The organism is Rhodoferax sp. GW822-FHT04A08, from assembly GCF_058801025.1.
This window is the reverse complement of sequence record NZ_JBXAMW010000001.1, coordinates 351677-373799: the sequence shown is the minus strand read 5'-3', so window position 1 is coordinate 373799 and position 22123 is coordinate 351677. Positions and strand designations below refer to the sequence as shown.

The following is a 22123-nucleotide window of genomic DNA, read 5'->3' as shown; positions in this document are numbered from 1 at the left end:
AAATGATAGCACGGGGGTCTTCATCGCGGCACCTCGTAGGACGCTGAAACACTGCGCTCCACATACCCGATGGAGCCCACGGTACCGCTGGATGCAATGGACTGAAACGAAAAGATGGTCACCGTCACGCCGTTTTCCGGGTAGGTCTGCATGTTGCAGGTCACGTTCAGGTCGAATACGTTGCCGGTATCCACGGTTGCCGGGGACGCGGTTGGGCACACCGTGCTGTTGGCCGTCACCGCACCCAACGCCCACTCCAGCCCCGCTCGCGCCGCCCAATACGCGCGTGTGCCCTGCATGTCCTGCGCCGAACCCAGTTGCTGTGTATTGGAGAAGCTCACCATGTACGCCCCCATGCCTGCCAGCACGGTCAGGACAATGATGGCGGCAATCGCAGCGAAACCTGACTGGAAATGGACTCTGCGCTTCATGGCGTGTTGTTCACATGAATTTCCTGCTGCATCTGCACCGACTCATTGCCGCTGCTGTCCCTCACCTGCAGCACGATGCGCAACAGGGCATTGCGGGAAAGATCATCGCCGCTGTAGTCGAAAAAACAGGAGCTCACATTGTTGGCAATGACCGAACCACTTGCAGGACAGGCGCTGGTGAAACTGGTTGCGTTTACGGTGCGGTAGAGCTTGTTGCCGCTGCACACGTAGGAGACGATATGTTCCGCCGCCGGAATCACATGAAAACGGCTGCCGCCGGACTCCAGCGGAAACTGCTTGTTGGCAATGGTTAGCGGCGTTTCCCAGCCGGTGTATGGTGTGGTGTTCTGGAATTCGGTGCCCACCGCAGTCACCACCGAAGTGTTGTCCTGGTTGTAGGCATCTGCCCCGCTCACCATGGGCCCCAGGTTGTACACGCTGATGATGTCCCCGGCGACGATGCGCTGGTCATTAGGCAACAGACTGTTCTGCCCCAGCATGTTGAATAGCGTATCCGCCGCATTGAAGGTCAGCGCAGACGACGTACCGTCGGCCCGGTAGCGTCCGCCAGTCTTGGTCGGGATGAACTCCAGACACTGATTGGCCCCGGCCGTTGCCGGTGTGCGCACGGAGTTGGGCAAGGCCTTGTGCACGTCCCGTTCCAGGCGCCGGAACACGGTGTCGGTGAGGTCGGTGAGCGCTGCGCGCCGCGCCACGGCAAAGTAGGCATCGATTGGTCCGCGCATGAAGACGGCCGCCATGGCGCTGACCACACCCAGTATGACGATCACAATCACCAACTCGATCAGGGTGAATCCCAGCTGTCTCTGTGCCAAACGGGGAAACGCGCGCATCGCTAGTAATTCCCCCGGTAGCCGGTGAGCGAAATGACATCGCCCTGCGGGCTGGTGACCGACACCACGACACGATAGGCTGCCACGGAACCCAACGACGCGGATGTGACGGATACCGCGGGTGACAGGTTGTAGCCCCCCAGTCCAGTGACGGCGTTACCGCTGGCGTCTACAACGCCGGTGGTGGTGACGTAGCCGTTGTAGTCGCTGACACAGTCATACAGATTGCGCGAGCCACCGCCCGAAAACCCCAACACTGTGCTTCCTGCAGGCTTGCTGTATTCCTTGAGCAGGATTTCCTCCAGCAGCGACTGCGCAATGGCAAGCCCCTGTTTGCGCACCTGGGGATCGGCACTGGAGCGCACCACGGTGTTCGAAACAGCCAATATGCCCGCCATGGCTAGGCCCACTACCACAATGAAGATAATCAGCTCGATTAGGGTAAATCCACGGCTGCGGCGCCTATTCATGGACGTACCCCGTGCCGGATTCAATCGTGATCGAGCTGCCTACGCCACTGACCTGAATGGTTTGGCTGGCCTGGGTCGCCCCACCCGCAGTGATGGGTTGGCCCAGACCGTCAAAATTGAACGCTGTCGGGGTCGCACTGTAGGCCACACCCGACTTTGCATTGAGTACTGCGGGGGTCTCGCCCAGAGGCCCGGTCAATGTTCCCGCCGAGACGCAGTTGCTTGCGCCGTTGGCCGCTGCGATATCCAGGGCAACAGAACTGCTGGTGAAGCTCACGCAAACGGTGCGCCGCTGTGCGACCGCGGTCTTTTGGGCAAACCGCAGATAGGCCAAGGTCTGGTCGTGAAAGCCACGCGCATTGAAACCGGTCACGCTGTTGAAGCTGGGCATGGCCATGGCCGCGAGCACAGCGGTTACAACCAGCACCATGACCAGTTCGATCAAAGTAAAGCCATGCTGAACAAACATCGACGGGTACACCACGCGCTGGCTGCCAAAGCGCAATCTGCAGGTCTTCCGGATCATCTGGTGTTTGTTTTGCACGGTCCCTCATCACGCCTCGGTATTCGAACAGCCTGCCCTCCGTGTTAGGGGCAAGCCATCATAATTGAAGCACCGTGCCTCTCTGGGCTTCGTCCTGCCTCCCGGGGACTATTAGTGTCCAATGAACTCGAAGGTGACCTCTTCGTAGTCGACCAAGTCGATGAGTTCCTCGGTGAGCTCATCCGTACCGTCAGTAGTCCACTCCTGCTCTGGATCATGCGCAAGCATGGGGGCGAATGTCATGTCCAGATATTGACCATTGGGCAGCTTGATGACGTCTGTTGCCTCCGACGTCTTGTGGATTTCCCAGTCGTCAGGAGCATGGATGAAAAGCTTGATGGTGACTTCCAGCATCTTGGTCATGGCAGCACTCCTTGGTGTTGATAGACCTGCAGGGTACGACAGAGCCAATAAGATTGCCACCGAAAGGGTGTCACAAAGTGAAAAGCCTGGGTTCCGTGTGAATCACTCACTTGGAACTCAGGCTTTTGCATTTGGCGGAAACGGAGGGATTCGAACCCTCGATGAGGCTCTACACCCCATACTCCCTTAGCAGGGGAGCACCTTCGGCCACTCGGTCACGTTTCCTGGCGGTGCGAATTATCGCACGACTTCAAGCGTTTTCAGTGATGGCGGGCTGGTCCAGGTCAAAAGCTTTGTGCAGCGCACGCACAGCCAGCTCCATGTACTTCTCGTCGATCACCACAGAAGTCTTGATTTCCGAGGTGGAGATCATCTGGATGTTGATGCCCTCTTCGCTCAGGGCGCGAAACATTTTGCTAGCGATCCCCACATGGCTGCGCATGCCGATGCCGACAATGGAAACCTTGCAGATCTTGGTGTCGCCAATGACTTCCTTGGCGCCCAGCTTGGGCAGCACAGCGGTCTTGAGCAAATCAACCGCTTTGGCATAGTCGCCGCGATTGACGGTAAAGCTGAAATCGGTCTTGCCGTCTTTGCTGACGTTCTGGATGATCACATCCACATCGATGTTGGCGTCGGCAATCACGCCCAGGATCTGGTACGCAATGCCGGGGGTATCGGGCACGCCCAGAATGGAGATTTTGGCTTCATCGCGGTTGAATGCAATGCCGGAAACAATGGCTTGTTCCATGTGTTCGTCTTCCTCAAAGGTGATCAATGTGCCGGATGCGGCCTCTTCGTTGATGTCGATGTCCCAGGGCGTAAAGCTGCTCAGCACGCGCAGTGGGACCTTGTATTTGCCGGCGAATTCGACCGAGCGGATTTGCAGAACCTTGGAACCCATGGACGCCATTTCCAGCATCTCTTCAAAGCTCACGGTCTTCAGGCGACGCGCTTCAGGCACCACACGCGGGTCGGTGGTGTAGACGCCGTCCACGTCGGTATAGATCAGGCATTCAGAGGCCTTCATGGCCGCAGCCACTGCTACCGCGGAGGTGTCTGAGCCGCCGCGCCCCAGTGTCGTGATGTTGCCGCCGTCGTCGATCCCCTGGAATCCGGTGACGATGACCACCTTGCCTGCGGCCAGATCGGCGCGGACCTTGGCGTCCTCGATGGACTCGATGCGTGCCTTGGTATAGGCGCTGTTGGTGCGGATGGGAACTTGCCATCCGGCATAGCTCACTGACTCCATGCCCTCACCCTGCAACGCAATGGCCAGCAAGGCACTGGAAGCCTGCTCGCCAGTGGCGGCCAGCATGTCGAGTTCGCGACCATAGGCCTCGCCGGGTTTGGCGGGGGCCAGCTCTTTGGCCAAGCCCAGGAGACGGTTGGTCTCACCGCTCATTGCGGAAGGAACCACCACCATCTGGTGACCGGCGCGTGCCCATTTGGCGACGCGTTTGGCGACATTGCGGATGCGTTCCGTGGAACCCATCGACGTGCCGCCGTATTTGTGAACAATCAAAGCCATTGAATCAATTGGAGTGGGGCAAAACCTTTGGATTGTACCAATCGAGCACTTCCCTCCTGCGCTCCACAAAACCAGAGCCGACTTTGATGTGGATGCGGTGGCCGCGCGTGGTGCATGCCGCAATCTGGCTTTGCAGCTCTTGCAACTGCGCAGCGGCAGGAATGACTCCAAAGCGGGTCTTGAGCCAATGGCGCAAGACATTGGCCTGCCGGGCTTCGCTCAGCCGTTGCAGTGACTCGATGATGGGGCGTCCATCGCGCTCGCGCAAGACCTGCTGCAAGTCCTGCGACGCAATCTCGTCCAGCAATTCCTGCGCCTGTGCGGCATTGCGTGCGCTACGGGCAAAGGTCTCGCGAAACGAGGGAAACGCATCCTGCAATGCCGGGAGCAAATTCTTGCGGATGCGGTTGCGGGTGTAGCGCTCGTCTGCATTGGTCGGATCCGTCACAAAACGGATGTGTTCCTGCTCCAGCCAAGCGCGGATCACTGCGCCGTGCACTTCCAACAACGGTCGATAGAAGTCGACTCCATTGCGCACCCAGTGCAACGGCATCCCGCTCAAGCCTGCCAAGCCGGCACCCCGGCTCAGCGCCAACAGCAGGGTTTCGACTTGATCATCCGCATGCTGAGCGACCGCGATGGAATGCAGTGTTTCGCCCTCCGCTGCCAACTCCACCAAGCCCTGGTAGCGCGCAATGCGTGCAGCGTCTTCCGGGCTTTGTCCGGGATCGTTGGCAGCATTGACTGATTTCACACGCAGCGGCACCTGCAGCGACTCACACAACTGCTGACAATGCGCGTGAAAATCTTTGGCAGCCTCCTGCAAACCGTGATTGATATGCAGTGCAACCACCTGTCCTGGCCACTTGCGGGCACACAGGATCAGTAACGCGGTGGAATCTGCTCCACCACTGAGCGCCACCCCCAAGGGCAGCGCCGGGTCAAAGGCACGCATCGCCTGCTGCAGCGATTGCGTCATGGCAGGTGCAGCTTACTTGCTGCCCGCTTTGGTGTCGGTGAAGCGGCCGTAGCTCTGCAGGCGGTCATAGCGGCGATCCAGCAATTCCTTGACCTTGAGGTCGGCCAGCTGCCGGTAGGCGTCAGCCAGTGCGCGCTTGAGGAAAGCCGCGGCCTGCTTGGTATCGCGATGGGCACCGCCCACGGGCTCATTGACGATCTTGTCAACCAGACCCAAGGCCTTCAGACGGTGCGCCGTAATTCCCAGCGCATCAGCCGCTTCCTGGGCTTTGTCGGAGGTCTTCCACAAGATGGAAGCGCAACCTTCGGGGCTGATGACGGAGTAGATGGAATATTGCATCATCACCACCTGATCAGCCACCGAAATAGCCAGTGCGCCACCAGAGCCGCCCTCGCCAATGATGGTGGTGATGATCGGGACCTCGAGCTGCGCCATCTCGAATATATTGCGCCCGATGGCCTCGGACTGGCCTCGCTCTTCGGCGTCAATTCCGGGGTAGGCACCAGGCGTGTCCACAAAGGTGAATACCGGCAGCTTGAACTTCTCGGCCAGTTTCATGAGACGCAGCGCCTTGCGATAGCCTTCGGGCTTACTCATGCCAAAGTTGCGCAGACCGCGCTCCTTGGTGTCGCGCCCTTTTTGCTGGCCTATCACCATGCAAGGTGTGCCATTGAAGCGGGCCAGCCCCCCCACGATGCTCAGGTCGTCGGCAAAATGCCGGTCGCCGTGCAGCTCCACGAAATGGGTGAAGATTTCGGACACATAGTCCAGCGTGTAGGGACGCTCAGCGTGCCGGGCAATCTTGGTGATCTGCCAGGGCGTGAGGTCACTGTAGATGTCCTTGGTGAGCTGCTGGCTTTTCTTGGCCAGTTGATCAATCTCGGAAGAAATGTCCACTGCAGATTCGTTCTGCACGTAGCGCAACTCCTCGATTTTGGTTTCCAGTTCTGCAATCGGTTGCTCGAAATCCAAAAAAGTTCTTTTGGCCAATGCAATTCTCCTCAAAAAGAAGCAAGCCCCACACAAAGGGGCCGTTCTGTTAATACGCGACCGGCAGCGGGTCCAAAGACCGCCAAATATACCAAGTTGCCACACTGCAATATGGAACCCAGGCTGCGGCCACCTCGCGGGCGTCGCTGCGACTGACCACATCACCCGAAAAATAGTTGCGGCTGATGCCCGTGATGAGGCCCACGTCATCCAGGGGGAGCACGTTGGGCCGCATCATGTGAAATATCAGAAACATCTCGGCCGTCCAACGCCCAATGCCGCGAATCGCCACCAATTCGGCAATGATTTCCTCATCCGGCATGCTGGCCCAGTTCTTCACGTGCAGTGCACCGCTGTCAAAGTGCAGCGCCAGATCGACCAGGTATTCCACCTTGCGCGCACTCAAACCCGCTGCACGCATGTCGTCCACCTTCAGGCGCAGCACGTTGGCGGGCGTGATCTTGCGGGGCAAGAGTGCAAATCGATCCCATACCTTTTGCGCAGCTGACACCGAGATCTGCTGGCCCACGATGCTGCGCGCAAGTGTGATGAAGGCGTCACCCCGCGTCTGAAGGCAGGCGTCGCCGAATTGGGGTATGAGCTTGCTCATCACCCGGTCCTTCTTCACCAGATGCTTGCACGCTTCTTCCCAGTAGTCGGGCGTGACGGGAATGATTTCCTGGGTCTTGGCTGCCGACATTACTGCACTGCTTCCCAGGTAGTTCCGGTGGGCGAGTCCTTGAGCACAATGCCCTCTTCCAGCAACTGCTTGCGAATGCCATCCGCCCGGGCAAAGTCCTTGGCCGCCTTGGCAGCTGCACGTTCGGCAATCAGTTCCGCAATGCGGTCTTCAGAAACAGTGGCGCCCGCCTGCAAGTAGCTCTTGGGCTCCTGTTGCAGCAAGCCCAGGCAGGCACCCAACGACTTGAGCAATGCCGCCAGCTCGGGCGATTTGGTGCGATTGATCTCGGAAGCCAGGTCAAACAACACAGCTACGGCTTCAGGTGTACCAAAGTCTTCGTCCATGCCGGCCTTGAATCGAGCGGCATAGGGGTTGCTCCAATCGATGACGCTTGAATCGGTTGTAGGTGCCAGGTCCAATGCGGTGTACAGCCGTTTGAGGCCGCTACGCGCATCGTTCAGATGGGCGTCGCTGTAATTCAGGGCGGTGCGGTAATGGGTGCGCAGCAGGAAGAAGCGCACCGTCTCGGCGTCGTATTGGGTCAGCACATCACGGATGGTGAAGAAATTGCCCAGGCTCTTGGACATCTTCTCGTTGTCCACGCGCACAAAGCCGTTGTGCACCCAGAAGCGCGCCAAGGGCTTGCCACTGGCGCCTTCGCTTTGTGCGATTTCATTCTCGTGGTGCGGGAACTGCAGATCCGCACCGCCGCCATGGATGTCGAATGTTTCACCCAGCGTCTGGCAGCTCATGGCAGAGCATTCAATATGCCAGCCCGGACGGCCAATTCCAAAAGAATGGCCCCACTGGGCGGCATCCCACTTGGCATCTTCGGGTTCCGTAGATTTGGCAGCCTTCCACAACACGAAGTCCAGCGGGTCTTCCTTGCCATCCTGCACTGCAACGCGCTCACCAGCCCGCAATTCGTCCAGGGATTTGCCGGAAAGCTTGCCGTAGCCAGGAAACTTACGTACCGAATAGTTCACATCGCCCGAGTCTGACTGGTAAGCCAAACCTTTCTTCTGCAGCTGGCTGATGAGGTCCAGCATCTGCGGTACATATTCCGTCGCCCGCGGCTCAATGGTGGGCCGCTCGATGCCCAGCGCATCAATGTCCTGGTGCATGGCCACCACCATTTCGTCAGTCAATGCGCGAATGGTGATACCGCGATCGAGCGCACGGTTGATGATCTTGTCATCAATGTCCGTGATGTTGCGCACATAGGTGACGCGATAGCCGCTGCATTTGAGCCAGCGCTGCACCACGTCAAATGCCATCATCATGCGCGCGTGACCAATGTGACAGAGGTCATAAATGGTCATTCCGCATACGTACATGCGAACGTGCCCGGGCTCTGAGGGGACAAAGGTTTCTATGGCACGGCTCAGCGTGTTGTGGATGCGCAAACTCATGGGGTCGTGAAATCGGGCTCTGGACTGACGGCTACTGCAACAGGGTGTCGGATGTGGGTACTTTGCGAAGCACAGCCCCGGCTGCCGCAGGTGCCTGCCTTGGGGGGCTAAGATACAATCACCACAGTATAAAGCGCCTCCCGACTTGGGCCACATTCGCTGGGCAACGGGCAGGATAAGCACACGAGGTTGCATGCAGCAAGTACGTTCACTGATTTTTTCGTCCTTGTGGCTTGTCGCCTTGGGAATGGGCATGTTTTGCCAGACCGCCAGAGCGGATGAATACGCCGACGTAACGCAGTTGGTACGCGTAGGCAAGCTGAGCGCAGCCCTTGTCAAGGCGGATGCGTTTCTGGCAACCCAGCCCAGAGATCCGCAAATGCGCTTCATCAAGGGGGTGATCCAGCGCGATAGCGGCGCCCCTCGGGAAGCGATCGCCACCTTTGCGCAGCTCACGCAAGACTACCCTGAGCTACCTGAACCCTATAACAACCTTGCCGTGCTGTACGCAGGACAAAACCAACTCGACAAGGCCCGCTCTGCACTGGAAATGGCAATCCGCATCAATCCGGGCTATGCCACTGCGCATGAGAATCTGGGCGATGTGTACGCCAAGCTGGCGAGTCAGTCCTACAGCAAAGCGGCAGAACTCGCCCCAGCCAGTCAGGCGACACTCGGCCCCAAACTGACTTTGATCCGTCAGCTTTTGAAAACGCCAGTGAATGCGCCCTGCAAAATGTCTGACAGTGCTTGCCCAAAAGCAAACTGAGCCAACCCAAGCGACAATCCCGTGCCCGCACAAGCGGACCGAGTACGCATATTTTTTGAAGGAATGTTGCAATGAAGATGACATACATCAGCCGCCGCCTGGCACTTGGAATCACCGCCGCTCTGTGCCTGAGCACAGCGGCTCTGGCCGATGCGGCAAGTACAACCAGCCAGGTCAAGTTTCAGACCAGCCTGGGCGACTTCGCCGTGGAGGTGTATGCCGACAAGGCACCCAAGACGGTGGAGAACTTCCTGCAGTACGTCAAGGACAAGCACTACAACGGCACGATCTTTCATCGCGTGATGGACGGCTTCATGGTGCAAGGTGGCGGTCTGACCCAAGAAATGAAAGACAAGCCTACGCGCGACCCCATCCCCCTGGAAGCCAGGAACGGGCTGAAGAACGACCGTGGCACTATCGCCATGGCCCGTACCGGCAACCCCAATTCCGCCACGGCCCAGTTCTTCATCAACGTGGTGGACAATCAGGGGCTGAACGCGCCCGCGCCCGATGGATACGGCTACGCCGTATTCGGCAAGGTTGTGGCCGGCATGGACACCATTGACAAGATCCGCGTCGCCCCAACCGGCAACAAAGGCCCGTACCAGAACGTTCCCCTCACTCCCATCGTCATCAACTCTGCCACTTTGGTTAAATAAATCATGAGCAACCCTAAAGTAGAACTCCACGTCACCGGCTACGGCGTCATTACCCTGGAACTGGATGAGGCCAAGGCGCCCAAGTCGGTTGCCAATTACCTGGCCTATGTGAACAAGGGCCACTACAACAACACCGTTTTCCACCGCGTCATCCCCGGCTTCATGATCCAGGGTGGCGGCATGGAGCCCGGCATGGCACAAAAGCCCACCGATGCCCCCATCGTGAATGAAGCCAACAACGGCCTCAAGAACGCCAACTACACCGTAGCCATGGCCCGAACCGGCGATCCGCATTCCGCCACCGCGCAGTTCTTCATCAATGTGGCGGACAACGGCTTCCTGAACCACACATCCCCCACTTCGCAAGGCTGGGGTTATGCCGTATTCGGCAAGGTGATCTCGGGCACTGACGTGGTCGACAAGATCAAGGCCGTCAAGACAACGCGCAAGGGTTACCACGACGACGTGCCAGTCGATGACGTGGTCATCGAAAAAGCAGTTGTCGTTTAAACGCTGAGGACAGGGATGGATCTGCTGGCTCCATCCCCCTGGCGGTGCGTGGACTTCATATCCGACCTGCACCTGCAGGACGCTGACCGCAACACCTTTGAAGCGTGGGCCGGTTACATGCGATCTACCGATGCAGACGCGGTCTTCATCCTGGGTGACCTGTTTGAAGTATGGGTTGGCGATGACGCATTGCAACCGGGCAGTTTTGAAGCAGAATGCGTCCACGTATTGCGCGCTGCGGGTGACAGGTTGGCACTCTACATCATGCAGGGTAACCGGGACTTCCTGATGGGCCCACCCCTGATGCAGGCCTGCCAGGCAACCGCCCTACCCGACCCCAGCGTGCTGGTCTTTGGCGGAGAGCGCTGGCTGCTTAGCCATGGCGATGCACTGTGCACCGAAGACCACGAATACCTGGCATTTCGCTCACAGGTACGTACCAGTGAATGGCAGCGCGACTTCCTGGCAAAACCGTTGTCCGAGCGCCAAGGCATTGCACGCGCAATACGCAACGCAAGCGAGAACCGAAAACAATCCCAGCCGGTCTATGCGGATGTCAATACCCAAGCGGCGCTGCGACTGCTGCAAGACGCCCACAGCAAGCATCTGATACACGGGCACACCCACCAGCCGGCGCAGCACCAATTGGGCGCACAATGCCTGCGCACGGTTCTCAGCGACTGGGATGTCAACGCGAAACCGGTGCGGGCCGAAGTGCTTCGCCTGACGATCGACGGCCCCCGGGCAAACCTGGCACGGCTGCCTTTGGCATCTATTGCCAGGACTGCGGATTGACCTCGTCAATCTGCCACGGATCCAGGAACTGCTGGGCATAGCGCAGATACACGCCTTCTTTCACAAACACGTCAAACAGGTCGGGATCAATATGCCCGGTATTGCGGAACTTGTTCATGATGGACATGGCCTGCGACAGCTTCATGCCTGGTTTGTAAGGTCTGTCGCGCGCTGTCAGCGCTTCAAAAATATCAGCTATGCCCATGACGCGCGCCTGTACCGACATCTGGTCGCGCGTCAGCCCCTTGGGATAGCCCTTGCCATCCATGCGCTCATGGTGTCCACCCGCATACTCCGGCACATTGCGCAGATGCTTGGGCCAAGGCAATTGCTCCAGCATCTTGATCGTGGCCACGATGTGGTGATTGATGGTCTCCCGCTCAGCGGCATTCAATGTCCCGGCGCGTATGGTCAGGTTATCCATTTCGTCGTCGGTAAGGAACTGCGTCTCTTCACCATTGACACTGCGCCAGGTCTTGCCGGTACCAATTTCACGCACGCGCTGCAAATGTGCGTCGCTCATGAACTCACCGCCTTTGTTGGCAGTACGCAAAAATTCCCGATCACTCGTCAGCGCGTCGACCTGGGCCTGGCATTGCTCCCATAGCTTGCCTTCCGCATCGGCGTCCTTGACGTCGCGCAACGCCAGTTGCGCCCGCAATGCAGCAATTTCCTGATCGCGCTTGAGAACCTCAAAACGTGTATCTATGAGCTGGATACGGTCGCACAACGTCTCCAGTTTGGTGGACTTGTCGACCACATGCACGGGCGTGGTGACCTTGCCGCAGTCGTGCAACAAGCCGGCTATCTTGAGCTCATAGCGATCCCGGTCATCCATCACAAAGTCAGCCAGAGGGCCTTGCGCATGGGCGTTGACCGCTTCGGCAAGCATCATCGTCAATGCTGGCACCCGCTGGCAATGACCGCCCGTGTACGGGGACTTTTCGTCAATTGCCAGATTGATAAGGTTGATGAACGACTCGAACAGCTCTTCGAGCTGGTTGGTCAGGTTGCGGTTGGTGATGGCAATCGCCGCCTGGGACGCCAAGGACTCCGCCAGGCTTTGGTCGGGGCCGGAAAACGAGACAACCCGGCCAGTCTTTGGATCGGTGGCATTGATCAGTTGCAAGACTCCCAATACCTCACCGTCCTGGTCCTTCATGGGAACCGACAAAAACGACTGAGATCGGTAACCGGTGCGTTTGTCGAAACTGCGCGTACCGGAGAAGTCAAAATTCTCCGCCGTGTAGGCATCTGCGATGTTGACAGTCTGCTTGTGAATCGCTGAATACGCCGCCACCAGCGAGTCGTTGTTGGCACCCTTGTCAGTGTAGAGCGGTAGCTCAGGGAAATTGATGGGGTTGCCCGAAGTACCGCCCATGGCTATCTGGAGCGAGTCGGTGCGCAGAATTTCAAAGCGCAAGGACTTGCCATCTTCGGCCATGCGATACAAGGTTCCACCGTCCGCATGGGTAATGGTTTTGGCCGCCACCACGATGCTCTCAAGCAGGCGAGTGATGTCGCGCTCCTTGGACAAGGCCGTCCCGATGGAGTTGAGTTGCTCAAGGCGGCGCAACAGGTTTTCTACCGAATCCACATAAACCTCCTGGTGTTCACCAAGGCGGCACATCGCATGTGCCGAAAACATTGTTCCACAACTGCGTGCCTAGCGCTGCCAGGAGCTAGCGTTTGAGCAAGGCCTTTACCGCATTTTGGAGACGACGTGCATCTTCCGCGTTGTACGCACCAGAAAAGATCACCGCCGTATCCTGCCCCCAAGTCTGCGCTGGAGCTGGATCATTGCGGCGAGTCAGTAGTTGCAATTGCAGCATGCGCCTTGCGGACAGGTGTTCGGCAGGCGTGGGAACTTCCGCCGCCATTTCCAGACGCAACAGTGCCTCTGCCGGTGTCACCCCCTTGGGAGCCGCCTTGAACTGTCCGCCCAAAGCCTGTTGCCAGACACTGCGGGTGGCCGAAGTGACCTTGGGACCCAGCTCCTGGGCATTGGGCAAGAGCGCTGCATCACGCTTTTCCCAGGCCGTCAGCAACTGACTGAGTGCTTCACCATGGGCTTGGGCGGCCAGCTTCTTGAGTGCGAGCTGCGCATGCTCCAGCGCCTCTCGCTGAGCCCGGAAAGCGGCATCTCCCAGACGGGGAGCCTCTTGCCAGGCGGCAGGACGTGCGCGCTCATCCCCGCGCCCTCTGGCATCAGGCTTGCCGTCCCGCCCTGCCCTGGGCGCATCTTTGCGGTCATTCCATTTGCCAGCCCTTCCAGCCGGCGCAGCGGGCGCCTCTTTCTTCATGCCAGGACGGTCATCGCCCCGCACAGCCACCACGGGCTTGGGTTTGGGAGCCACTACTGGAGCCGGTGCGGTTGCTGCCGGCTCGGCCGCTTCACCTTCGTTGGCCTGTGCCTCGGCGGGCTGCGCTTCGGGCGCAACGGCCTCCTTGGCAGCATCCTCCTGAGCACCGGCTTGTTTGACTTCTTCCTGAGCCAGCGCTTGGCCACTCAAGGCCGCATCCAGTGCAGCCATGGCAGCCCGGATCGCCTGTGCATCACCCGAAGCATTGGCCGCTTCCAGCGCCTTTGCGGCTTCCAGCACTACGCGGTCACGTGCGTTGAGGGTGGACTGTGCTTTTTCCCGCTCCTGTGTCTTGCGGTTAAAGGCATCATCAATGGGTTTGCGGAAAGCGTCCCACAGCTTTTGCTCCTGGCGCCGGTCCATGGGAACCGTGTGCGCCTCGGCCTGCCAGCGTTGCTGCAGCGCCTTGACGGCATCCACACGCAGCACTGGCGCCGCGCCAAGGACCTTGGCCTCTTCAATCATGGCTTGGCGCCTCAGCAGACTTTGCGCCTGCAGAGCCTCCAACGGAGCCGCCGCATTGGCGATTGCCTGTTTCCAGAGTGGCTGGAGTTCGGCAAACACCTTCTCACCCACGTGACCGCCTTCACGCCAACGGTCACCGAACTGGTGCAGGATGCGATTGAAACCCTTCCAGTCGTCATCCAAGGCCGTACGGTTTTGCTCGGCCCAGGCGTTGACCTCTTCAATCAGGGCCAAGCGTTGGGCCTTGTGCTCAGCCGCCTCTGCCTTGACCTTCTCCAGCCAGGCTTCAACGACCTTGTGTGCTTCGTTGCAGGCCTCATCAAAGCGCTTCCATAAGGCGTGGTTGGGTACACCTCCCTGGTCAGTCTGCTTCCACTGCTCGCGCAGGGTGCGCAAGTTTTCCTGCATCTTGCGACCGCCAATGGCCTGACCTTCCGGGCGCTTGAGCAAGCCTTCGGCCTTGGCGACCAACTCTTCGCGAAGCTGGTCGGCCCGCCAACGCTGCCACCCTTCCAGTTCACCGGCCGCGGCCAGAGCAGCGTGGGCTTGGTTTTCCAGACCTGAATCAATCAGCTTTCCGAATTCCTTCAAGGCCTGGCGTAGCGCAGCGGCGGCACCTGCGCTGGCTTTACCATGGCCCTCGCCCACTTCCGCTTCCAACTTGGACAGCGCTTCTTTAACCGATTGGGTGGCTTGAGCACGCACTTCCGGATCGACCTGCGGCTTGGCAGGCTTGGAAACGGCCTCTACCGGCACTCCCCGAGCCACCCGCAGCTCGTCGGCCCATACCGGAACGGGAGGCAACGCGCTGCTGGGATCATTGGCAGCCGCAACCGCCTGTGCCAGTGCGCCCTGAAAGGCATCCCAAACCACCAGCAACTGGGCCCTCGACGCGTCCAGCAACGGAGGAAACTTGGCATCCACGCTGGCCCAGCCAGGATTGCTCAATAAAGCAGATGCCTGGGCCTGCCAATGTTCAACATCCACTTTCAGGCTGTCCAGCGCCACTTCTGCATCCTTCCAGGATTTTGTGGACAGGACTTCAATCCGTTGGGCCAGTAGCACCGCGGCCTCGCGCTGCACCTGCACCTGATGCTGCAAATCTTCGATACCGCGCACGCGCTCGGCCAACTCCAGCTTCAAAGTGGCCAACGGTTCTTTGCTCAAAGGCGCGCCAGCCTTGGCGGCGTCGCGTTGCCAAGCCAGTGCGTCGGCAATATTGAGCTTGGTTATGGCCAGCAGAGCTTGCGCCTTGGCAGCCCACTCGGCAGCCATGGCCTCCTGCCCTTTGGAGCGGCGAACTTCGTCCAGGCGCTCGCGCACCAATTTGGCTGCGCCCTTGTCTTTGACACTGAGCTCCTTGAATACTTCTGCCAGCTCTTCCGATGAAGGCTTGCCTGCCAGCCAGTCGCGAACCCGTGCTGCGCGCTCTCCGGCAGTGGGTGCGGAAAATGCACCTTTGGTCAATGCGTCCAGTTGGGAGATGTCGGTATGTTTGGCGGAATGAGATGACGTCACAGTAGGCTCAGGTCGAGGTGATGGGTAAAACAGCCCGCTATTTTCGCTGTTAATTGACTGCATTCCCTTTTTTTCGACTGACAGTCCCTATTTGCGGGCAAAAGAAAGCCCGGATACCTGCGATGTGCAAGAAATCCGGGCTTGGCGAGGGACGGTCTGTCCTGATTCGCCTGGTTTCGCTGTCTGGTGAGATTGAAGTCACCGGACAGACCGGAAGCAATGGATTGCCTCCAAGAGCGTCGGGGCCGCTTTATCGCGCTCAACTCAGTTGACGGACTGGCTACTGCCGACACATGCCTACCTGCGCAGGCCAGTGCACTTTAGATGAATGCCCTCAGCTTTTCAAACCGCTGTTTCAATGAACAGAGCAAGTGCCATTGGGAAATTTCACTGGACGTGCCATGCAGTCGGAACCCGCATGGGGATTGAAATCGACCATTTGTCAAAACAAAGACATATATAAAACATGATTGATATGGTTGACTAGTTATAATGCGAACACCTAGAATCCGCGCATCCCTCAACCACCCGAGGGATTACCCGCATCCGCTGCCGAACCCGGCATATTCAAATCGCTGCACATGTCTAGAGGACGACGCAGGATATTGATAGCGTACCAACCCAAACGTGGTACCCACTGTTTGCTCCAGCAATTCTGCTGGCGGCCAATGGAATGGGGACCCGCCTAAGAAGGAAGAGCTATGACAGCGACCGAAAAATTCAACCGAGGGCTGCGCGTTTTTGTAAGCGACATCGCCCAGGGCTTTTTTGAAATCACACACAACGGTTTCGCCCTGCTGGGCTTGGCCGTGATGTTTGCCATCATCACACTGGCCGCCCGCCCCGAACTGCGGGATGCTGGCGAGGCACAACTCATCACCTGGCTGCAGGAACGCCAAGCCGCCATCAATGGCTTTGTCAGCAATACCGACGCTGTAGACCGTGCCACAGCCGCTGACCCCAAGAGCCTGCCCAAGCAACAGGCGGCCATCACCTATTGGCTCAGCAAGAAGTACGGCATTGCGCCAGAACCCCTTAGTGCGCTCGTTGCCGAAGCCTATGACGCAGGCGCCAAGAACAAGCTCGACCCAACGCTGATCCTGGCTGTCATGGCCGTGGAATCGGGATTCAATCCATTTGCCCAAAGCAATGTGGGCGCCCAAGGTTTGATGCAAGTCATGACCAAGGTGCATAGCGAGAAGTATCAATTCTTCGGTGGCCAGTTCGCCGCCTTTGACCCGCTCACCAATCTTCGCGTGGGCGTCAAAGTGCTGCAGGAGTGCGTGGCACGCGCCGGCTCGCTGGAGGGTGGACTCAAGCTCTACGTAGGCGCGGGCAATCTGGATGAAGACGGTGGCTACGCCGCCAAGGTGATGGCCGAGCACGCTCGCCTGCAGCAGGTTGCTGCAGGTCGCTCCGTCCCTCAGCTAAACACAACGTCGGTACCGGTAAAAGCCTCATCGCCTGCCAAGCCACAAACGGAAACCGTGGCCAGCCTTTTCAGCTCCTGATCCGGCTCAGTTAAACTCGCACTGCACGCGACTGGCGATAGGCCCTTGACCAACCGGTTTTCAGGGCTGATGTGGGATACCACAGGGGAGCGTGCCGCACGATGGTGATAAGTCGCTGCGATCAGCCGTTCGCCTGGGCAGCCCTGTGTCAAACCACACCCACAGGCCCAATGTCTTAAAGGACTGCCATGTACGACCGCAACATTCTTGTTGAACAGACCGATCCCGAACTGTGGAAGGCCATCCTGGCCGAAAATGCCCGTCAGGAACACCACATCGAGCTGATTGCCAGCGAAAACTACGCATCCCCCGCCGTCATGGCTGCCCAGGGAAGCCAGCTTACTAATAAGTATGCAGAAGGCTATCCAGGGAAGCGCTACTACGGCGGCTGCGAATTTGTGGACGTTGCCGAGCAACTTGCCATTGACCGCGTGAAGCAGCTGTTTGGCGCAGAAGCGGCCAATGTGCAAGCCCATTGCGGTGCCTCTGCCAATGAAGCCGTATTCCTGGCCTTCCTGAAGCCAGGCGACACCATCATGGGCATGAGCCTGGCCGAAGGTGGCCACCTGACCCACGGAATGCCCCTCAACATGAGTGGCAAATGGTTCAACGTGGTGAGCTATGGACTGGACGCCAAAGAAGCCATTGACTACGACGCCATGGAGCGCAAGGCCCATGAGCACAAGCCCAAGCTGATCGTGGCCGGCGCTTCGGCGTACAGTTTGCACATTGATTTTGAACGTTTTGCCAAGGTGGCCAAAGACATCGGCGCCATTTTCATGGTGGATATGGCCCACTATGCGGGTCTGATTGCCGCTGGCGTCTACCCTAACCCGGTGCCGCACGCCGACATTGTGACCTCCACCACCCACAAGAGTCTGCGTGGCCCCCGTGGCGGCATCATCCTGATGAAGGCTGAGCACGAAAAGGCGATCAACAGCGCGATCTTCCCTGGCTTGCAAGGCGGCCCCCTCATGCACGTGATTGCCGCAAAAGCAGTCGCGTTCAAGGAGGCGCTGGAACCCGGCTTCAAGCAGTACCAGCAGCAGGTATTGAAGAATGCCCAGATCGTGGCCGAAACCCTGACGCAACGCGGTCTTCGGATTGTGAGCGGCGGCACCCAAAGCCACGTCATGCTGGTTGACTTGCGGTCCAAAGGCATCACCGGCAAGGAAGCTGAAGCCGTTTTGGGCAGCGCTCACATGACCATCAACAAGAACGCCATCCCCAACGACCCGGAGAAACCCATGGTCACCAGCGGCGTGCGTATAGGCACACCAGCCATGACCACGCGCGGCTTCAAGGACGAAGAAGCGCGCTTGACTGCCAATCTGGTTGCGGACGTGCTGGACAATCCACGCGACGCAGCCAACATCGAAGCCGTTCGAGCCAAGGTGCACGCCCTGACCCAGCGGTTCCCGGTCTACAAATAAGTCGAGTGACCTGAACATGAAGTGCCCCTTCTGCGGAAATTCCGAAACCCAGGTCGTGGAGACCCGGATTGCCGAAGATGGGGACTTCATTCGTCGTCGCAGGCAATGCGGCTCCTGCGAGAAGCGCTTTACCACTTACGAGCGTCCGGACGTCAACTTCCCGTCCATCGTCAAGAAGGATGGACGACGCATCGAATTTGAGCGAGCCAAGCTCCAGGCCTCCATGAACCTGGCGCTACGCAAACGGCCGGTCAGCACAGAACAGGTGGACGCGGCGATCGAAAGGATCGAGGAAAAGCTGCTGAATCTGGGATTGCGTGAGGTGCAATCCACCCGCATTGGTGAACTGGTGATGCGCGAGCTCAAAAAGCTCGACAAGGTTGCTTACGTGCGATTCGCTAGCGTGTACCGCAACTTTGAGGATATTGATGAGTTCAAGACGTTGGTGGATGAGGTAAGCCGGTAGGGCTTAATGTCCTGAACATTCCGAAAAAGATGTCGTTTCAACTCTCACTCGCCCAACGCTATTGAGAACTACGTTATAGGCATCCTGAACTTTGGCGCTAGTTGGGCATATCTTAAACGTACCAGCTTGGAATCCGCCGCTCGACAGTCTACTGTATCCCATTTGATTGAACGAAACATAGTTACCAACACTACTGTTGGCCAGTATCAATACAGAAGTTTCATTTTTGAAATATATGGATATTATCTCCTCCGAAGCATCTCTGACACCAGACTTGTTTCCATCGTGAAATACTATCCAGCCCTGACTCCATTCGCCGCTTTTTGAACAGAACAAGCCATCAGAGGATTTACACAATGTCACATGTGGATTTCTCTTGATTGCCTCAATTCTAGCCTGAGTTATTCCAAGTAGTAAAGTCTGGGCAACCTGCTTCAGTCTGATTTTCTGCATCATTTCAGACAAAGTTGGAACAAATACTACCAACAAAACAGAAATAGTGCTGACTACCACCAAGGATTCCAGCAACGAAATTCCACTGCTGGACCGAGCACTTTGGCGGAACGAATTGCTCCCTTGCTTTAGATCAATCCGTAACGAATCCCGAATGCTCAGGCATTTGATAGGCGTTTTACATTCATTTGCTCGCATGAATGCCAATATGCAGCGCCATGGAAGTCAAGTCTTGATGGAAAAATGATCAAATGGCACCAGGCAAAAGAGCCGTTCGTCAGGAAAAACCGTCGTTTTGTCAGGAAACCTTCGTAGCATAAGAAAAAACTCTGTACTCTAAAATTTAGAAGGCGTTGCGCACATTGCCGTGACGCCATTGAGCAATTAACCTTCACAGGCAGAGTTGGAAAATAGAATGAGAAAAACTTCGGGATTTACCTTAATAGAATTGATGATTACAGTAGCTGTAATTGGGATTCTCGTCGCAATTGCAATGCCAAGCTATTCTGATTATGTCACTCGTGGCAGCATTCCAGAAGCCACCACAGGTCTTTCGCAAATGCGGGCGCGAATTGAGCAATATTATGCAGACAATAGAACATATGTAGGATTTACTTGTCCGGCGCCAGAGCAAGTCAAAAACTTCACTTTCACATGCCCCACACTAACAGTCAATACATATATTCTTCAGGCCGCGGGCAATTCATCCAGCAAAGTATCCGGGTTTACATACACTATTAATCAAGCTGGTACGCGGACAACGGATACTCCCTCGTGGGGAGACAGCAATACCTGCTGGGTGGTAAATAAAAATGGGGGATGCTAAATATGGCAAAAAAGGTCCAGTCCGGCGTGACGCTACTGGAGGCCATGATAGTAATTACTATTGTTGGAATTCTGGTAGCAATCGCATTTCCGGCATATCAAACTCAAATCGCAAATGCACAGCTCAAGGTTAAAGCAGAATCTGCTTTAAATGGTCTTCAATTTGCTCGAAGTGAAGCACTTCGCAGAAACACACGTGTTTTTTTCACCGTAAGTTCAGACTCCTCTTGGACGGTCGGATGTGAGACTACTGTTGCAGATTTGAATGGTGACGGAACGGCTGATTGCCCTGCATCCATTCAAACAAAATCGGCGCAGGAGGGAAGTGGAAATATCACTATCTCATTTGCCCCAACTGCATCAAGAACCGCAACATTTACTGGCCTAAGTTTGCTGTCCGCGACCAACAAAGACAGTTCACTTCCTTTTACTCAAATAAATTTTTCAACTAGTGGCACTAGCAAAACATACCGAATTACTTTGACACCAGGCGGGCAATCGAAAATGTGTGATCCAACTGTCACCACAGCCGGAGACCCACTTTTATGCTGAATATTGAAAATAGCACCAAGGGAAAGCAAGACGGATTTCTGTTAATCGAAGTTCTGGTTTCCTTATTGATTTTTTCTATAGGATTACTTGCTCTTATCGGGATGCAGAATTTTTCTATCAATGACACATTGCACGGCAAATACAGAACAGATGCGAGCTATTTAGCAAACAGCATAGTGGGACAAATGATGATAGACAAAAACAATATCTCTTCATATGCGGATGGAGGCTCGTCAACCAATCGATCCTCTTGGGACACCCAAGTGAGTGCCGCACTGCCCAACGGAACGACTTCTATCACAATAACTGGAGGTAGCGCCGTAACAGTTGTAATTGGCTGGAGAAATCCGAATGAAACCCAGGCCCACAATTACACGGCATTAGCTCAGGTAGTATTCTGAAATGAAAATGAAATACCAAAGATTTCCGAGCAAGTCCAGAGGCTTCAATCTTGTCGAGTTGATGATTGGTTTGACTATCGCGTTAATATTTTTGCTAGTTGTTGCCGGCATTTTTGGCAATGCGAACCAGCAAAAAAATACAACGTCAAGTGGCGCAGATGCACAAACCAGCGGAGCCATTGCCTCACATATGATTGAGCGAGAGGTGAGGATGGCAGGGTTCGGATTGAATTCGACGGATTTACTTGGCTGCGAAATTTATTCATATGACGAAAAAAACTCCCCCGCAAGGTATTTTACATATTCAGCAGTCCCAGCCGTCATTACTGCCGGCAACACTACTAAGACATCTTCTTTTCCCTATGGTACGCCAGATAGTTTGACTTTGAACTATGGAAATTCTGACGTAGGCTACGGTCTTGCCAAGTTGACGACCTCAAACAATGGTAATAATGCAAATTACAAAGTAGCCAATCGATTTGGATTTCACGAAGGTGATGTAATTGTTGTAGTAGAGGCAGTAGATAGATATACACCTGACGCCAATGGCGTCGCTACGATCGGAACAAATGGCATTTATGACTGCGTGCTGGCACAAGTTACAGGCGTGCCCGGCGGTGGAAATTCCGACAATATTGTCCATAACAGCGGAAATTACACCGACGCAAATGGAAACAACGTAACCGCCCGATATAACAAGCCAAGCGGATTAGGGATATCTTTTACAACCAATGCGGAGATATACGACTTGGGTCCAAGTCCAAGCAGTGTCACTTTTTCCATCAATACGCGCGGTGAGCTAACTCGTCTGGACTTGATGGATAACCAAACATCCCAGGCGGTTGCTGATAACATTATTATGTTGCGCGCCAGATATGGTAAAGACACTGATGGCGATGGAACTGTAGATACTTGGGATCAAACTACGCCAACAACTGCTGTGCAATGGAAGCAATTGCTTGCCATTCAATTTTCTATTGTGGCGCGTAGCCAAAAAAAAGAGGGAACAATGGTCACTGCAACCCCCCTTACGCTTTGGCCCGGTGGCCCCACACTGAATTTGACAGATGATCAACGCAAATACAGATACAAGGTATTTAGTTCAATGGTGCCCTTACGAAATATGATTTGGAGCGCCTCATGAGGA

24 protein-coding genes, 1 tRNA gene and 1 riboswitch are annotated in these 22123 nt (G+C 56.4%); of the genes, 11 read left to right on the top strand and 14 right to left on the bottom strand.

What is annotated here, in order from left to right:
* Nucleotides 1-20: 20 nt before the first annotated feature.
* The 11 genes from AC1RMF_RS01700 to cysS form a co-directional block, all read right to left on the bottom strand.
* Complete coding sequence (locus AC1RMF_RS01700; protein WP_493139060.1) at nt 21-431, bottom strand: hypothetical protein; 411 nt, start codon at nt 429-431, stop codon at nt 21-23.
* The gene (locus tag AC1RMF_RS01695; RefSeq protein ID WP_493139058.1) at nt 428-1285 is read right to left on the bottom strand and encodes a prepilin-type N-terminal cleavage/methylation domain-containing protein; all 858 of its coding nucleotides are present in this window, start codon (nt 1283-1285) and stop codon (nt 428-430) included. The genes AC1RMF_RS01700 and AC1RMF_RS01695 overlap by 4 nt, the downstream gene beginning before the upstream one ends.
* 2 nt (nt 1286-1287) lie before the next feature.
* Entirely contained in the window at nt 1288-1755 is a 468-nt protein-coding gene (locus tag AC1RMF_RS01690; RefSeq protein ID WP_493139056.1) for a prepilin-type N-terminal cleavage/methylation domain-containing protein, read from the bottom strand.
* Nucleotides 1748-2299: a pilus assembly FimT family protein gene (locus AC1RMF_RS01685; RefSeq protein WP_493139054.1), complete on the bottom strand. Its 552-nt coding sequence runs from the start codon at nt 2297-2299 to the stop codon at nt 1748-1750. The genes AC1RMF_RS01690 and AC1RMF_RS01685 overlap by 8 nt, the downstream gene beginning before the upstream one ends.
* 111 nt (nt 2300-2410) lie before the next feature.
* Complete coding sequence (locus AC1RMF_RS01680) at nt 2411-2662, bottom strand: hypothetical protein (RefSeq protein WP_493139052.1); 252 nt, start codon at nt 2660-2662, stop codon at nt 2411-2413.
* 132 nt (nt 2663-2794) lie between these two features.
* A tRNA-Ser gene (locus AC1RMF_RS01675) sits at nt 2795-2887 on the bottom strand.
* Nucleotides 2888-2912: 25 nt separating this feature from the next.
* Complete coding sequence (locus AC1RMF_RS01670; protein WP_493139050.1) at nt 2913-4193, bottom strand: aspartate kinase; 1281 nt, start codon at nt 4191-4193, stop codon at nt 2913-2915.
* A gap of 4 nt (nt 4194-4197) precedes the next feature.
* The gene (gene tilS, locus AC1RMF_RS01665) at nt 4198-5172 is read right to left on the bottom strand and encodes a tRNA lysidine(34) synthetase TilS (protein WP_493139048.1); all 975 of its coding nucleotides are present in this window, start codon (nt 5170-5172) and stop codon (nt 4198-4200) included.
* A 12-nt stretch (nt 5173-5184) separates the two neighbouring features.
* Nucleotides 5185-6162 (bottom strand): acetyl-CoA carboxylase carboxyltransferase subunit alpha, encoded by a 978-nt coding sequence (locus AC1RMF_RS01660; RefSeq protein WP_342617884.1) that lies wholly within the window; start codon nt 6160-6162, stop codon nt 5185-5187.
* Between the two features lie 49 nt (nt 6163-6211).
* A complete protein-coding gene (locus AC1RMF_RS01655) occupies nt 6212-6862 on the bottom strand; it encodes a DNA-3-methyladenine glycosylase family protein (RefSeq protein WP_342617885.1) in 651 nt (216 codons plus the stop codon).
* Entirely contained in the window at nt 6862-8256 is a 1395-nt protein-coding gene (gene cysS, locus AC1RMF_RS01650; RefSeq protein ID WP_342617886.1) for a cysteine--tRNA ligase, read from the bottom strand. The genes AC1RMF_RS01655 and cysS overlap by 1 nt, the downstream gene beginning before the upstream one ends.
* A 226-nt stretch (nt 8257-8482) precedes the next feature.
* Here cysS and AC1RMF_RS01645 point away from each other — a divergent pair, with 226 nt between their 5' ends.
* From AC1RMF_RS01645 to AC1RMF_RS01630, 4 genes are all read left to right on the top strand, one after another.
* Nucleotides 8483-9025, top strand: coding sequence for a tetratricopeptide repeat protein (locus tag AC1RMF_RS01645; RefSeq protein WP_493139045.1), 543 nt, complete (start codon nt 8483-8485; stop codon nt 9023-9025).
* 71 nt (nt 9026-9096) lie between these two features.
* On the top strand, nt 9097-9684 hold the full coding sequence (locus tag AC1RMF_RS01640) for a peptidylprolyl isomerase (protein ID WP_493139043.1): 588 nt from the start codon (nt 9097-9099) through the stop codon (nt 9682-9684).
* Between the two features lie 3 nt (nt 9685-9687).
* Nucleotides 9688-10194, top strand: coding sequence for a peptidylprolyl isomerase (locus tag AC1RMF_RS01635; RefSeq protein WP_342617889.1), 507 nt, complete (start codon nt 9688-9690; stop codon nt 10192-10194).
* A gap of 15 nt (nt 10195-10209) precedes the next feature.
* Nucleotides 10210-10989, top strand: coding sequence for a UDP-2,3-diacylglucosamine diphosphatase (locus AC1RMF_RS01630; protein WP_493139041.1), 780 nt, complete (start codon nt 10210-10212; stop codon nt 10987-10989).
* On the opposite strand, the gene AC1RMF_RS01625 is transcribed toward AC1RMF_RS01630, so the two are convergent.
* Nucleotides 10967-12619: an HD domain-containing phosphohydrolase gene (locus tag AC1RMF_RS01625; RefSeq protein WP_493139915.1), complete on the bottom strand. Its 1653-nt coding sequence runs from the start codon at nt 12617-12619 to the stop codon at nt 10967-10969. The genes AC1RMF_RS01630 and AC1RMF_RS01625 overlap by 23 nt on opposite strands.
* A 52-nt stretch (nt 12620-12671) precedes the next feature.
* A complete protein-coding gene (locus AC1RMF_RS01620) occupies nt 12672-15398 on the bottom strand; it encodes a DUF349 domain-containing protein (RefSeq protein ID WP_493139039.1) in 2727 nt (908 codons plus the stop codon).
* Between the two features lie 638 nt (nt 15399-16036).
* Between AC1RMF_RS01620 and AC1RMF_RS01615 the strand changes: the two genes are divergently transcribed.
* The 3 genes from AC1RMF_RS01615 to nrdR all read left to right on the top strand — a co-directional run bounded on the left by AC1RMF_RS01615 (nt 16037) and on the right by nrdR (nt 18745).
* Nucleotides 16037-16846 (top strand): transglycosylase SLT domain-containing protein, encoded by an 810-nt coding sequence (locus AC1RMF_RS01615; RefSeq protein WP_342617893.1) that lies wholly within the window; start codon nt 16037-16039, stop codon nt 16844-16846.
* Between the two features lie 17 nt (nt 16847-16863).
* Nucleotides 16864-16992: riboswitch (ZMP/ZTP riboswitch) on the top strand.
* 42 nt (nt 16993-17034) lie between these two features.
* On the top strand, nt 17035-18279 hold the full coding sequence (glyA, locus tag AC1RMF_RS01610) for a serine hydroxymethyltransferase (protein WP_342617894.1): 1245 nt from the start codon (nt 17035-17037) through the stop codon (nt 18277-18279).
* A 16-nt stretch (nt 18280-18295) separates the two neighbouring features.
* Nucleotides 18296-18745: a transcriptional regulator NrdR gene (gene nrdR, locus AC1RMF_RS01605; RefSeq protein WP_493139036.1), complete on the top strand. Its 450-nt coding sequence runs from the start codon at nt 18296-18298 to the stop codon at nt 18743-18745.
* A gap of 3 nt (nt 18746-18748) precedes the next feature.
* Here nrdR and AC1RMF_RS01600 read toward each other — a convergent pair whose 3' ends face one another.
* A complete protein-coding gene (locus tag AC1RMF_RS01600; RefSeq protein ID WP_493139034.1) occupies nt 18749-19273 on the bottom strand; it encodes a GspH/FimT family pseudopilin in 525 nt (174 codons plus the stop codon).
* Nucleotides 19274-19613: 340 nt separating this feature from the next.
* Between AC1RMF_RS01600 and AC1RMF_RS01595 the strand changes: the two genes are divergently transcribed.
* The 4 genes from AC1RMF_RS01595 to AC1RMF_RS01580 are packed head-to-tail and all read left to right on the top strand — an operon-like array spanning nt 19614 to nt 22120.
* Nucleotides 19614-20024 carry a type IV pilin protein gene (locus AC1RMF_RS01595; protein ID WP_493139032.1) on the top strand — a complete coding sequence of 137 codons (411 nt, stop codon included), beginning with the start codon at nt 19614-19616 and terminating at the stop codon, nt 20022-20024.
* Nucleotides 20025-20026: 2 nt separating this feature from the next.
* Nucleotides 20027-20575, top strand: coding sequence for a GspH/FimT family pseudopilin (locus AC1RMF_RS01590; RefSeq protein WP_493139030.1), 549 nt, complete (start codon nt 20027-20029; stop codon nt 20573-20575).
* Nucleotides 20569-20976, top strand: coding sequence for a type IV pilus modification PilV family protein (locus AC1RMF_RS01585; protein WP_493139028.1), 408 nt, complete (start codon nt 20569-20571; stop codon nt 20974-20976). Before AC1RMF_RS01590 ends, AC1RMF_RS01585 begins: the two co-directional genes overlap by 7 nt.
* Before the next feature lie 7 nt (nt 20977-20983).
* On the top strand, nt 20984-22120 hold the full coding sequence (locus AC1RMF_RS01580) for a PilW family protein (protein ID WP_493139026.1): 1137 nt from the start codon (nt 20984-20986) through the stop codon (nt 22118-22120).
* Nucleotides 22121-22123: the final 3 nt, after the last annotated feature.